We start from the raw sequence: 12638 nt of genomic DNA, 5'->3' as shown, positions 1-12638 counted from the left end.
GACGCTGATCGCGGCCCCTTGGTGCACAATCGCCTACATGAACAGATAGCTTTTGGTTAGGATTGGCAACTTCATCTTGGTCGGACCAAGCCCAAAGAGCGATTGGGAACCGAAGGCTCTGAATTGTTCGGCGATGGCGTGCTATCACCCCTTGCCCATGGCCCTTTCGTTCATTGGCGCCAGCGGGAAGCGGATGCGAACAAGTAATCCTGGCGCATTGTCTGCCAGCTCCAGTACCGCGCCATGCAGCTCGCAGATTGCAGCAACGAGGCTAAGGCCAAGTCCGTTGCCTGGTGTCGTGCGGCTCCTTTCCAGACGGTAGAGACGGCGCAGGACGTTACTGCGCTCGCCGGGCGGAATACCGGGTCCGTTGTCGGCGACTGACATAATGACTGCTTGATTTGCCTCGCTCAATGCCACGTTAAAAATCCCGCCCGCCGGGACATGCCTCAGTGCGTTTTCAATCAGATTGGCCAGCACTTGCCCCAGAAGATGCCGATCACCGCGAACTGAATATGCGCTGGTTCCGTCAATCTGCACTGACAGCCGATGGCCTGTTTCATCCGCAGAAGGCCCGTAAACATCAGCAAAAGTCTCCACGATTTCGCGCAAGTCCATCTGCTCAAACCTGTCGCGCACGCTGCCGCCTTCGATCTGCGCGATCTGCAGAAGGGCATGAAACGTTTTGACCATTCGGTCCGTTTCATCCAGCGCCGCATCAACGATTGCCTTTTGATCCTCTGACAAGTGCGTCTTTTTCTCTAACCTGTCGAGCAGTACCGACACCCGCTGAATCGGTGTTTTAAGATCGTGGGCGATATCGGTCGAGATCTGTTTGAGCGATGCAACAGACGCTTGCTGCGCCGCTGCCATATGGTTCACAGCGCGGCCGATCTGGGCCAAATCATCAATATCGCCGTCGACGGCTTCGGTCCTGGCCGACAGGTTTCCTGCGGTGAGTTGCCCAAGAACAGAGCGAATGGCGTCGATCCGAACCTGAACGCGGCCCGCTGCAAGCCGTCCGAAGGCCGAGGCAAGGGCCAGCGTCGGCAACAGGCCTATCAGAAAAATGCTTAAAAATATCTCGCCCATTTCTATGATTGGCTCACGCGAAACGGCAAAAATTAGGTAGCCTGCACCGATGCGCTCACCGGCCGCACGATAACTGTCGGCAAGGTCATCGCCGTCGATTGCTGTATCCGAAATTATCGTGAAATCATCGACCGCAGGCATCCGATCAACATTCGAGATCAAGCGGCCGGTATCGGAAAGGTAGTACAGGATCATTGCATCGGAATCGGTCGAGGCCGCATCCGCGACAAGCCGTGCGCGCAGGTCAGCAGGGCTCTTGATGGCATCGTAGCTGTCCATCGCCAGTTCGATCTGGTCTTCTAGGCTGGTGTCGAAATTGTTGCGGATCACCAGATAGGCCACAGAGAAAGTGAGCAGCGAGGACAGCATGAAAATGCCGATCAAAACTGCCGTCAGTCTAAGCGGGGTCGAGCGGCGCAAGGCAGAGAGGGGCGCTTTCATTCCGCGTTGATCCGGTACCCCGATCCGCGAACGGTATGGATCAGCTCACTATCGAAAGGTTTGTCCACCTTTGCCCGCAGGCGGCTGATGTGGGTTTCCACAACATTTGTCTGCGGATCGAAGTGGATGTCCCAAACCGCCTCAAGCAGCATGGTTCGCGTCAGGATGCGCCCTTTGCGGCGGGTCAGTTGCTCTAGCAGCGCGAATTCCCTCGGCAGGAGGTCGATCACCTGTCCTGCGCGGGTCACTTTGCGCGTCAGCAGGTTTATTTCAAGATCACGGATGCGAAGAAAGGTTGGCTCGTCGCTCATTTGTGGCCTGCGCCCAAGCGCTGCGACACGCGCACTGAGTTCCCCGAACGCGAAGGGCTTGACCAGATAGTCGTCACCGCCTGAATTCAGACCCTCGATGCGATCATCAACACCTCCGAGCGCAGTCAGCAATAGGATCGGCACGCGGTTCTTGGCGCCGCGCAGAGTTTTGACGATGCTGACGCCGTCGAGGCCGGGCAGCATCCGGTCGACGATCATCAAGTCGTAGGACCCCACGGTGGCCTGAATAAGACCGTCGGTGCCATCGTCGATCAAATCGACAGAATGCCCCTCTTCACGCAGGCCCTCCGCGATGTAGGAGCCTGTCATCCTGTCGTCTTCGATCACGAGTATTTTCATTTCATCCTCTCGTCGGAAACCGGCAGTGCGCAGAACGCACCGCCGGGGCCGCCCCGATCAATATAGGGATTAATCGTTGTCGTTGTCGCCTTCATCGTGGTCGTCAACCATGGCCTGAACCGTAACGGCGCCCTTGGCATCGACGATCACTTCGACCTGAGTGCCGTCGGGCTTGACCAGTTCGACCTCGTAGACGCCGCTGTTATCCTTGGCGAGATCGAAGGAAGCGTCCATTGCTTTGCCGCCGGTTTCACCCTCGGCTGCCGTGATCGCTTGGCCAAGCGATTGTGGTGACGCCAGGAAGGTTTGCACCTCCATCTGGTTCTCTTTGCCTTCGCCTGATTTCTGCTCGGCATTGGCCAAAGCCACGCCGCCGGTCACGAGCGCCGCGCTCAGAAGGACGATCTTGCCGAAATTTGGGAATGTCTTGCGTTGCATGTCTTGTCTCCTTGGGTTGCGGGACGGGCACCATGCCGTCCTCTGCAACCAAGATGAGAGGTGCACCGCGGTATCGCCTGACAGTGAGGTTACAGATTTGCAATCCGGCAAAAACCGCGCATGAACAAAGACGACTGCGAACATTGGAGATTGCAGATCCGTATACCCGCCGTGACGTTCGGGCGAGGCGCAACGTATATGACCGGTGCCGGACCTGCCGGAAGGAGCGTTGCATAACAGTGGGGGCGACACGCTAAATGATCTCTGGCAAGTCGGTGCGAAACATCGTTGTCACCATCGCTACCGATAGTAGCGTGAAGACTTGTGATCTGGAAACCGGCACTTGATGGGGCCGGCGGCGTCTGTATCACTAGTGCTGCGCGGAGCCTCCCTGCCGGCACATGAACGCCTCGCGCGTCGCGGCGACAGAACCACAAGAAAGTTAGTTAATGTCTCTGCCTCACACTCTCGATCAGTTATTACCGTCGCTGCAATCTTTGGGACTTTGGACGTACTGGATATTGGCCCTGTTTGCCATGCTCGAGGCAATCATTTTGACCGGGGTGATTGCGCCGGGCGCATTGGTGATCATTGCGGGGGGCATCTTGGTTCAGCGAGGCACAATCGATTTTTTCGATCTCGCATGGTTCGTCGCGGCTGGCGCGGTTCTGGGTAGCGAAATCAGCTACCGATTAGGGCGGCTGACGGCGCAAGGTCTGAAGGGTCGTCAGCGATTGACCGGATCATCGCATATGATGCGCGCGCAGAACCTCCTGACGGCTTATGGCGGATTTGCTATGATCATCGGGCGATTTTTGGGGCCGCTTTCCGCCTTCGTGCCGTTTTCAGCGGCCATGGCGGGGATGAGCCATCGGCGCTTTACCATGTGGAACGCCATAAGCGCGGTTCCCTACGCACTCAGTCTGCCAGCCATCGGATACTTCTTTGGAAGCGCCATCGGAACGTTGGGCGCCGCCGCGCCCCGCTTTTTGGCATTCGGAGCGGGCGTACTTATTATCGTGGCGCTCATTTGGTTTCTCCAGCGCCGCCTGCGCCGTGCCTGGCCTCTGCTCTTGCTGATTATGCAATCTGCGGTCAGCGGACTGCGTGCAAAACCAAGTATGCAGCGATTGGCCAAGCGATTTCCGCGGGCGACAGGGTTTCTGGCCAATCGGTTCGCAACCGCACAGTTTTTGGGTCTGACTGGCACGGTGCTTACGGTTCTGTTTGTATATTTGCTCGGAGTCTATCTGGATTCCGTGTTTGATTTTGTCGGCAACGCCAGTGTGACCGAGGCCGATGCGCGACTTGCAAATCTGCTATTCGCGTTGCGGGACGCGCGCCTAACAGCGGTGTTCGGATGGATTACTGCTCTCGGGGGCTGGCATATCACTCTGCCTATGCTGGTCGGGGCGGGGTCGGCATTGTTGCTACTCAGGCGCCATGACCTGCTAGGCGGTCTGGTGCTAACGGCGATTGGCAATCAGCTGACGGTCGCGTTGCTCAAGAGTTTTTTCGACCGGCCCCGTTCGCCCCTGGGGTATTTCATCGAAACATCCGGCAGCTTTCCAAGCGGTCATGCGGCCGCGTCAGTCGCGGTGTGGGGCATGCTATTTTACGTGGCGTGGCGAACTAGATACTTGTCCGCAGCGTCGGCTGGGATGACAGCGATCGCTTTGGCATTTCTGATCGGTCTCAGCCGTGTTTATCTGATCGAGCATTACCTCTCGGACGTCCTAAACGGCTGGCTGGTGGGGGCCTTATGGTTAACGCTGGGTGTGGCTTTTTGTGAGTGGCGGCGGGACTTCCTGCGGGCGCGCGCTGTCACGACGAACCGCAGGCGCGGGGCAGCGGCAAGCGTTGCTACCGCGTTGGCGGTGTCGCTTGCACTGGCATCCACTCTTACCGAACCACTCAATTCCGTCGATGTAATTGCCGCACCAGACCGCTCACATATGGCCGACGCCGTGGCGTCCGGCGAGTTGACCCTCGGCACTCACACGCTGACAGGGTCGCCTCGGGCGAGCCTGAGCGTTATTCTTGAAATTAATGACGTTGGAAATCTGATCTCTTCAATGGAGAGCATGGGCTGGACCCTCGCACCGCGTCCGGGGCTTGGCACGTTGATGGCAGCAGTTTGGGCAGACTGGACCGAAGGCAGCGTGCCCGATCCGCTGGTCCTGCCGACCTTCTGGGACAGTCATCCCAATGACCTAGCGTTTTCAAAAGCCGCGTCAGTGCACGGTGGTCTGCGCCTGCATGCTCGGTTCTGGCAATTGGGCGCGGCAAAGGATGGGAGCGTACAATTCGCTGGATCGGCAATGGCTGAAGATCCACTTTACGTCCTCCAAGAGAGCGACGCAGCCCCCTTGCGTTCTGCGAGTGATAAGGTCGATCTCGCCTCCGCCCTGCAGACCGCAGGGCTGGTCGCTCGCTCCCTCCCGGACGCGAGCCAATAAACACCCCTCACAAGCCACAGATTGCGCAGATGTAATCTGGCCGACACGCCCCGGCAGCCTGCGGGCTCTAGGATCAGACCTTCGGACGCAGGATTTGCCTTCGCGCCGAAAGCCGCCGGACCGTCCGGCGAGAGAGGACTGACCATGAGAAACCTGCTTCTGAGCGCTGCGCTCATCGCTATTCCGGTCGGCGCGTTCAGCGCTGTCTATTCCATGACCGCTACCCCGGCGCCACAGACGGTTGCCACGGCAACCACCCCGTCCCTTGGGGACATGGCCCCCTTTCAGACAATCGTGGCTGATATGCAATCCATCGTCGCGTCTGATGACCTCGTCGCCGCTGAAAAGCGGATCACGGACCTTGAGACCGCGTGGGATGAGGCGCAAAAAACCTTGCGCCCGATCAATACGGCCGCGTGGGGCAATGTCGACGGCGCCATAGATGCCGCCCTGTCGGCGCTCCGCGCGAAGGCCACTGATCCCGCCGAGGCAAGCCGGGTTCTGACAATACTCCAGACCAAGTTGGGCGATCCGTCTGGCGGGGATGTTGCATTGGGCGCGATCCGCCAGATCGCTGGTGCCGACGTCACCGACGCAAGTGGTCGCCCCCTTCCTTGCGAATTGATGCACACCACCTTCAAGGCGGCCCGCGCGAGTGCCAACCTCTCAGGCGCGGATGGTGCGACCGCCGATACGTTTCAGTCCAAGGGCCTTGAGCGTTGCAACGCCGACGATGATGCCCGCGCAGATGAGTTTTTCGCTCAGGGCATCGCCCTGATGCGCAAGTGACCCCTAATTTGAGGAACGATCCTATGACCCAAGTATCCGGCGTCGCAAGCGCCTCCGGCAATCCACGGATCTCGCTACCATCAACTCGGGCCCACAACCGTGTTCCGGCCGTCACGACTGAATTTTGGCTGATTAAATTGATGGCCGTGACCATGGGCGAGACGGCGGCTGACTTTCTGGCCGTTAACCTTGGCCTTGGCCTGACGGCCACATCGCTTTTGATGGCGGCGATTCTTGGCATCGCGCTGACAACGCAGTTTCGCCAGCACCGCTATGTTCCGTGGTCCTATTGGCTCGCGGTTGTGTTGATCAGCATTGTGGGCACCCTCGTTACCGATAACCTCGTCGATAATTTCGGCGTGTCATTGATGGCAACGACGATCTTTTTCACTTCTGCGCTCGCCGCCACCTTTGCGGTCTGGTTCGCGTACGAGAAAACCCTGTCGATCCATTCGATCTTCACCACGCGTCGCGAAGCGTTCTATTGGCTGGCAATCCTCTTCACCTTCGCTTTGGGTACCGCCGCTGGCGATCTTGTGGCCGAGCATTTCGGCCTGGGATATATGGCGACCGGCATCCTCTTTGGCATGATCATCGCCTCGATTACCTTCGGCTACTACGTCCTGAAGCTCGACGGGATCTGGGCGTTCTGGATCGCCTATATCTTTACCCGGCCTTTGGGCGCATCCTTTGGGGACCTGCTGTCGCAACCTGCCGATTATGGCGGACTGGGGCTGGGAACAATCCTGACCAGCGCGATTTTTCTTGCGGTTATCATCGGTATCGTGGCGTGGATTTCCATGAGCCATCGGGGTGAAGAAACGCTCGCTGAGCGTTAGAGAGGCAGCGCCAGTAGCTCCGCTGAGAAACGCAGCCGTGTTACTGGCGATTTGCGAAACTCGTTTGAGAGTTGGGCCTGGCAAAAGACGCGTCAGTTCAGAGGTGGACGCTTAGTTTGGTTAAACTTCTTTCAAGGGACTGATCTAGGGTCATTCAGCGGCGCTTGAATTACCACGTACATCGCGATTGCTGCGCGAGCCGGGATTGCGTGGGTCAGCAGAGCGACAATCATCCAGCTGGCGGGTCGTTGAAATGCTGGCCATGCAATCAGCCTTCACCTCCCCGAAGGACGCTCTCGTATGCGGTTTGGCTAGTGCAATTTGTCGCTGCCTGTGCAATGCTGCATTGCAGCACTTCTTGGTGGAGGTAGACATGAGCGGCACGGTAATCACAGTTGCACAGCAAAAGGGCGGCAGTGGCAAGACCACGTTGACTGCGAACCTCGCCGTAGCTCTTGCGGCGTTAGGGCATAGTGTTGCTCTCATCGACACAGATCCTCAGGGTAGCCTTGGGCGATGGTTCATGACCCGCCGGGAGTTGATGTCTGACCCTGGCTTGGAATTCTCCACCTCCTCCGCTTGGGGGGTCGATTATGAGGCTGGCAAGCTGGCTGATGCGTATGATTTTGTTCTGGTGGACACGCCCCCCAAAGCAGACAGCGATCTGCGACCGGCGCTGCGCAAAGCCGCGCTGGTGCTGGTTCCTGTGGCAACCAGCCACGTGGACTTGTGGGCAACAGAGAGTGTGCTTGATCTCGCGCGGAGGGCAGGCACTCCGGCGATGCTCGTCTTGAACCGGACCCGCGTCGGGACGCGTTTAGGCGCTGAGATCGCCGAAGAGGCCGCTAAAATCGACGCCGGACTAGCGCAAGCGACCTTGGCGAATAGAATACTCTACGCTGAGACCTTGGGCCGAGGTCAAGGCGTGCAGGACGCAGCGCCTAAGGGCCCTGCGGCGGAAGAAGTTGCGGCCCTTACCCAAGAAATACTGGCGAACTTGCCGACGTAGTTTTCAGGCTGCCCGATCGGGTTTGATTGGGGGGCGTAACTGCTGAGGTGTTCCATGGAAAAGCGTACAAGGGTGGTGCCGGGAATAGTGTGGGCTTCACTAATTATAAATCGGGGGCGGCGTTACGTATCGGTATCGTCGAGGAAGCTGGGTCGCGTTTAGTGTCTTGGAAACCGGCCCTGCCGACTTCAAACGTTCCGGAAGCCCACTTAGAATACATTTATAAAACTAAGTAACCGACGCCTGATCAAACGGGGTTGATCTTGAACGACATTCAGTACAACCTAAGGTTGCTAGCGTGGTTGGATGGCGATGGGTGATGCATGATCGTTAGATTACGCGTTTCACTGCCGTGGCAAGCATGTTTAATCCAAATCCAGCTGAGTTTTACCCTCAAGTTGCTTTTCAAAGAAGGCTGAATCCTTGCCACTCGCCAGAATAAATAATTACCTCCTACACTTAGTTCATATTCCGAAGACTGGCGGGGCTGGTGTTACTGATTATATGAGGAAAAAGGGGGACATCGCGCTTTACTCACGAGAGCAGCTAGCCTGGGCTCAGTCAACGCCACAGCATCTGGAGTTCGACGTCAGCAGAGCGCTTATACCCGAAGGTTTCGCTGATGAGTCATTCGCAATAATGCGCGATCCGCTAGCCAGACTATTAAGCGAATATCGTTATCGAGTCACAAGGCATAGCAGCCAAAACCCAATTTCGGGGCGCCTGAGCTTGTCCGAGGGAATGAAGGTAGAGCTGGATTGGAATGAAGAATTTCAAGGTACCTTCGACGAGTGGGTCGATCATGTTTTTATGAAGTATCAAAGGGATTCGCGCGTCTGCGACAACCATATAAGACCTCAAATCGATTTCATCGGACCCAACATGAAGGTCTTTTTGTTCGAGCGAGGACTGCAGAAAGTATACAGGTGGATTGACGAAGTTACCGATACTAAAGAGATCTTCACCCCATTAGATCGGAACGAAAGTAGAAAGTTTGATATTGAGGTATCTAGAGAAACAGATACCAAAATCAAAAACCTGTATGAAGATGACTACGCATTAATTAATGCTCTGAAAAATATCCCTGGTGATTATCAGGAGATTGATAACTCTTACATATCGGCAAGTGAAGGCATTCCAAAAAGATTTAAGCGCACGGCATAGTCGAGAGTGAAAGTAGATCGAAAGTCAGGGTCGGTCTTGAAGTCGGGCGTTGTCTGATATTGCGATATCGGTAACGGGCAAGCTAAACCAAAATGTCGAACCTTCACCTTTGACTGAGTTAACGCCAACTTTTCCACCATGCATTTCAACTAAATTTTTTGTAATGCTTAAACCCAGACCACTGCTCTTTCGAGCGGTCGTTGTTCCTGGGTTAATCTGATGAAAACGAGAGAATAGGTTTGCTTGATCTGCTTGCAACATCCCTTTTCCGTAGTCGGTGACCTCGACCCGTATCCAAGAGCCAGTCTGCCGTGCGCTGATGTCAACGATCCCTCCAGCATGGCTGAATTTAGCCGCATTCGAGAGTAGGTTACTTATAACCTGTGAAATACGGGCCTCATCAGCACTCACGATCACTTCTGCACCGGGTTGCGCGACCGAGAACTTGACACCAAGTTCACTAGCATAGACTTCACACTCTTCGGCTGTCGCTATAATTACTGAATTTAAGTTCATACACTCCTTCTTGAGGTTGATCTTTCCTTCGCTCAAAGATTGCGCATCCAGAATATCATTTACCAGGCTTAGTAGTCGTTCTGAATTGCGGTGAGCGATATCAATCAATTTAGTCGCCCCCTCATCTAGTCCCGTTCCAAACTTTGCCTTGAAAAGGCTGATCCCACCAATGATCGACGTGAGAGGCGTGCGTAACTCATGGCTGACAACAATCATAAAGTTGTCTTTCATTTTTGATGATGCCTCAACCTCAAGAACGAGGTTTTGAAGTTGTCGCGACTTTTGTCTGCTCAAACGAAGGTCAGCTATGAGTATGATAACAACGATGCTTGCGAGTGCCACAATAGCAATACCCAAGTAGGCAACGGCATTCGACAGCGATAGGAGGCCGTTCCGAAACTCCGATAGAATGCGGGATCGCTCCTGTGCCATTGATAAGGACAGCTGTTTGAATTTTAGATTGTATGGATCGATTTCTACAAGTATTTCCCTCGCCGCCACTTGGCGGTCGAGCCCTAAGATATCCGATTCAGGAAGCGATTGAACCAGAGGATCAACTTTCTCGAGCACCCGCTCGAATTCAACGAGTGCAGTCCGGTCAACATTAGCTTCACTTATTAACTCGGCCATCTTGCCTTCTTGCATGATGTTGAGTCTGCTCCATAGAATATCAAACCGAGTCGACACTTCCTCAGCCGATCGTGCGCCGATGGCATATTCTGCTAGTTCAGCGTTAAAATTTAGAAGCTCGAATTGTAGCTTTGACGCGATCCATAACGGGTCACTTTGTTCAGCGGTTCTGATTTGGTATACACGGTCGCTGAGTTTCCAAATGACGGTGCCTCCCAAAAGGACCGCAGCCAAACACAAAAGCGCAAGGGCAATTCGAAGTGCGCTGCCAGCTTTGATCATTCGGCAGTGATGCTTGTCAGTTGCCAAATTATTCGGCTGTTGTAGCTATCATCGCGCAGCTCTTCGTGATCGCTCATGGGATAGATGACCCAGATTGGGCCTTTGTCCCGTGTTGTCAATTTTTCCCCGTTACTGAAAAGGGCCAAGATTACATTGTACTGGTAGGCGTCGGCAGCCGGTACGCTGACAGAGAAGTCATTTATCGCGCGCAGGGTCAGTGTCTCGTCTGGGCCTATGTCGTACCTTACCAGCAAGTCTTTTAGTGCTGGGCCAGAAAACTCCGTGGTATCATCTACATAGTCATTTTTAGTTATGACCGTGGATTGCGGCATGGCGAGCAAATCATCCAGGCTCAGCGACTCAGACGCGCCATCGGTAGTTACCGTAAGCAGACCCTCAGCATAACTCACAGTAGGCAGTGCAAGGAAGAGCATTGCCAATGTATTACGAGCTAAATGAAGCAACTTTTCTCTCATATTTTAACCTTTCCGGGCGAGGTGTTAGATATCAAGCTACACTACATTAAAGGCATGAAGAGTTCTACTATAGGTTGAAAGTCCAGCTAAAGTTGGGCGGCTCAGCCCATAGGCCGGACGGTTGCGTGCCATTCTCAAAGGGTAGAATGAATCAGCGATTACTGGTGGCACGGGCCAAGCTAAACCGCAGCGCTTCGAGCGTCGCACCGAGGCAAGCTGTGAGCCGTGATGTACTCGCCGACATGTGCTGGGAGTGATGCTGATTGTGGCGCGTTTTCAATGCGCTGCCCTGACGGCTAGCGACTAAACAGTCCGGCAACTCGTCGACCTTGTTTGTCCAAAGCTCTGTTTTCAGTAAGGGCGATCACGTAGCCTGTGGTTATCTCGGCACGGTCTGCCTTTTCGCCTTGCGCCCGTGCTGGTCCGCCAACCGAGACGCCTATTGCTGAGACTTCTCCTATATCATAGCTGGAGATGGTGCTCTTAAGTCGCCCTTCGATGTTGAACTCGATACTGCTCACAGTCGGCAGGTTGGCAGAGTCAGTCGCGATCAGAAGTATCGCGTCTTTGGTGTAGGCCATGACAGTTCTATCAGCACCGAAACATTCGTTGGCAGCCGACGCAAGATCTTCAAGTAATGTCACAAGCTGCTCAGTTGAATATCGGGCGTGGACCGCCTCGATCTCATCGATACTAATACCGAACATCTGGACATCGACGACGTCTTTACGAGGCAACTGGGTCAAATAATTCGACAGGGCAGTGAGATCGACAAGGCTTCCCATGCCTTGGACCTGCAATCTTTGAGGCAGCTCAAAGTTGGTTTTGGGTATCTGATCCCGACGACTGGCGTTCGAATTTGCATGCCTTGTAGTATTGATCGCGGTCCGAGTGTGGATCGCCTCCTGCGCCAGTTGCAGACGCGTTCCCAGTTCTTCGATATCGAAAGGTTTGGTTGCGTAATCGGTCGCTCCGGCCCTGTAGGCGTCGCCCATGTTCTGCATGTCCCGCATCGCGGTAAGCATGACAATCGGCGTATGGCGGTACTGGGGCATCTGCCGAACCCGTCGACAAAGCTCGATACCGTCCATGCCAGGCATGCTGATATCGATCAACAGACAGTCGAAAATCGCATCGCCTTTGGCAAGCAGCCTCAAAGCTTCTTCGCCGGATGCAGCGGGTGTTACCGCAGAAAATCCCGCCTTCGCTGAGATCATCGGTATGAGTTCTAGAATGAACGGCTCGTCATCAACCGCGAGAATTCTCATTGGAGCTTGATTTTCGCCAATCGTCTGGTCTGACGAAGGGTTGACCAATGGCGCATCGCCTTGCTGATCTCTAGGACCAGTCGCGGCTCGGTCCTTGCCGCGATTGGCGAGGTGTCCGACCAGCATTATCGTTAGTGGAAGCAGAACCAGAGTGGCAGAGCCAATCAAAACGTAGAGACCGAACGCAAGCCAGAACGAGGCCCCGAAAAGAAGGGCAACAAAGGATGCAATCAAACCCGCAACGCTGCCGACCAGAATGTATCCAACTACCATGCGTGTATCTCCAACGATGCGGCCAACTCAACAAACAACCTAGAGGGGAGTGATGCAATTGCGAATCTCATCAACGCCTCGTCTTTGTTGCTAATTTCCCCTTTTCAGGATTGCGGAAACAACAACCTAGAGAAATGTGTGCTTCAACCTCATGGCGAAATTGTGGCTTACGCGGGGGCGCAGTAGACTTTTTGAGCAGCAATGGGGTTTCGGCACCACAGATTGTTTGCAAAAGCCATTCAAGGTCATCGTTTTGACAATGCGCTTGGGTCTGGGCGCGAGGTCGCTAGA

11 protein-coding genes are annotated in these 12638 nt (G+C 54.9%); 5 read left to right on the top strand and 6 right to left on the bottom strand.

Annotated elements, in window-relative coordinates:
* Window positions 1–144 precede the first annotated feature (144 nt).
* The 3 genes from MK6180000_RS15055 to MK6180000_RS15045 form a co-directional block, all read right to left on the bottom strand.
* Window positions 145–1533, bottom strand: a complete 1389-nt coding sequence (locus MK6180000_RS15055; protein ID WP_138935472.1) for a sensor histidine kinase — start codon at window positions 1531–1533, stop codon at window positions 145–147.
* Window positions 1530–2204 carry a winged helix-turn-helix domain-containing protein gene (locus tag MK6180000_RS15050; RefSeq protein ID WP_138935471.1) on the bottom strand — a complete coding sequence of 225 codons (675 nt, stop codon included), beginning with the start codon at window positions 2202–2204 and terminating at the stop codon, window positions 1530–1532. Before MK6180000_RS15050 ends, MK6180000_RS15055 begins: the two co-directional genes overlap by 4 nt.
* A 69-nt stretch (window positions 2205–2273) precedes the next feature.
* On the bottom strand, window positions 2274–2642 hold the full coding sequence (locus MK6180000_RS15045) for a PepSY domain-containing protein (protein WP_171054648.1): 369 nt from the start codon (window positions 2640–2642) through the stop codon (window positions 2274–2276).
* A gap of 449 nt (window positions 2643–3091) precedes the next feature.
* On the opposite strand from MK6180000_RS15045, the gene MK6180000_RS15040 reads away from it, so the two are divergent.
* The 5 genes from MK6180000_RS15040 (at window position 3092) to MK6180000_RS15020 (ending at window position 8902) form a co-directional block, all read left to right on the top strand.
* Window positions 3092–5101: a bifunctional DedA family/phosphatase PAP2 family protein gene (locus MK6180000_RS15040; protein WP_138935469.1), complete on the top strand. Its 2010-nt coding sequence runs from the start codon at window positions 3092–3094 to the stop codon at window positions 5099–5101.
* A 144-nt stretch (window positions 5102–5245) separates the two neighbouring features.
* Window positions 5246–5890 carry a hypothetical protein gene (locus MK6180000_RS15035; protein WP_138935468.1) on the top strand — a complete coding sequence of 215 codons (645 nt, stop codon included), beginning with the start codon at window positions 5246–5248 and terminating at the stop codon, window positions 5888–5890.
* A gap of 23 nt (window positions 5891–5913) precedes the next feature.
* Window positions 5914–6729: a COG4705 family protein gene (locus MK6180000_RS15030; protein ID WP_138935467.1), complete on the top strand. Its 816-nt coding sequence runs from the start codon at window positions 5914–5916 to the stop codon at window positions 6727–6729.
* 373 nt (window positions 6730–7102) lie between these two features.
* Complete coding sequence (gene parA / locus MK6180000_RS15025) at window positions 7103–7738, top strand: ParA family partition ATPase (RefSeq protein ID WP_138935466.1); 636 nt, start codon at window positions 7103–7105, stop codon at window positions 7736–7738.
* 423 nt (window positions 7739–8161) lie between these two features.
* Window positions 8162–8902 carry a sulfotransferase family 2 domain-containing protein gene (locus tag MK6180000_RS15020; RefSeq protein ID WP_138935465.1) on the top strand — a complete coding sequence of 247 codons (741 nt, stop codon included), beginning with the start codon at window positions 8162–8164 and terminating at the stop codon, window positions 8900–8902.
* A 24-nt stretch (window positions 8903–8926) separates the two neighbouring features.
* Here the strand turns inward: MK6180000_RS15020 and MK6180000_RS15015 are convergent, their stop codons facing one another.
* The 3 genes from MK6180000_RS15015 to MK6180000_RS15005 form a co-directional block, all read right to left on the bottom strand.
* Entirely contained in the window at window positions 8927–10330 is a 1404-nt protein-coding gene (locus MK6180000_RS15015) for a sensor histidine kinase (RefSeq protein ID WP_138935464.1), read from the bottom strand.
* The gene (locus MK6180000_RS15010; protein ID WP_138935463.1) at window positions 10327–10806 is read right to left on the bottom strand and encodes a putative pterin-binding protein; all 480 of its coding nucleotides are present in this window, start codon (window positions 10804–10806) and stop codon (window positions 10327–10329) included. Before MK6180000_RS15010 ends, MK6180000_RS15015 begins: the two co-directional genes overlap by 4 nt.
* A 296-nt stretch (window positions 10807–11102) precedes the next feature.
* Entirely contained in the window at window positions 11103–12347 is a 1245-nt protein-coding gene (locus MK6180000_RS15005) for a response regulator (protein WP_138935462.1), read from the bottom strand.
* Window positions 12348–12638 lie beyond the last annotated feature (291 nt).

This window comes from Roseovarius arcticus (assembly GCF_006125015.1).
In the GTDB taxonomy this organism is placed as follows: Bacteria; Pseudomonadota; Alphaproteobacteria; order Rhodobacterales; family Rhodobacteraceae; genus Roseovarius; species Roseovarius arcticus.
The sequence above is the reverse complement of the archived record's forward strand: the minus strand, read 5'-3'. Positions and strand labels throughout refer to the sequence as shown.

Excerpts from the sequence above, each read along its gene's own strand:
- MK6180000_RS15055 (WP_138935472.1), bottom strand. The coding sequence starts at position 1,533 with ATGAAAGCGCCCCTCTCTGCCTTGCGCCGCTCGACCCCGCTTAGACTG.
- MK6180000_RS15050 (WP_138935471.1), bottom strand. The coding sequence starts at position 2,204 with ATGAAAATACTCGTGATCGAAGACGACAGGATGACAGGCTCCTACATC.
- MK6180000_RS15045 (WP_171054648.1), bottom strand. The coding sequence starts at position 2,642 with ATGCAACGCAAGACATTCCCAAATTTCGGCAAGATCGTCCTTCTGAGC.
- MK6180000_RS15040 (WP_138935469.1), top strand. The coding sequence starts at position 3,092 with ATGTCTCTGCCTCACACTCTCGATCAGTTATTACCGTCGCTGCAATCT.
- MK6180000_RS15035 (WP_138935468.1), top strand. The coding sequence starts at position 5,246 with ATGAGAAACCTGCTTCTGAGCGCTGCGCTCATCGCTATTCCGGTCGGC.
- MK6180000_RS15030 (WP_138935467.1), top strand. The coding sequence starts at position 5,914 with ATGACCCAAGTATCCGGCGTCGCAAGCGCCTCCGGCAATCCACGGATC.
- parA (WP_138935466.1), top strand. The coding sequence starts at position 7,103 with ATGAGCGGCACGGTAATCACAGTTGCACAGCAAAAGGGCGGCAGTGGC.
- MK6180000_RS15015 (WP_138935464.1), bottom strand. The coding sequence starts at position 10,330 with ATGATCAAAGCTGGCAGCGCACTTCGAATTGCCCTTGCGCTTTTGTGT.
- MK6180000_RS15010 (WP_138935463.1), bottom strand. The coding sequence starts at position 10,806 with ATGAGAGAAAAGTTGCTTCATTTAGCTCGTAATACATTGGCAATGCTC.
- MK6180000_RS15005 (WP_138935462.1), bottom strand. The coding sequence starts at position 12,347 with ATGGTAGTTGGATACATTCTGGTCGGCAGCGTTGCGGGTTTGATTGCA.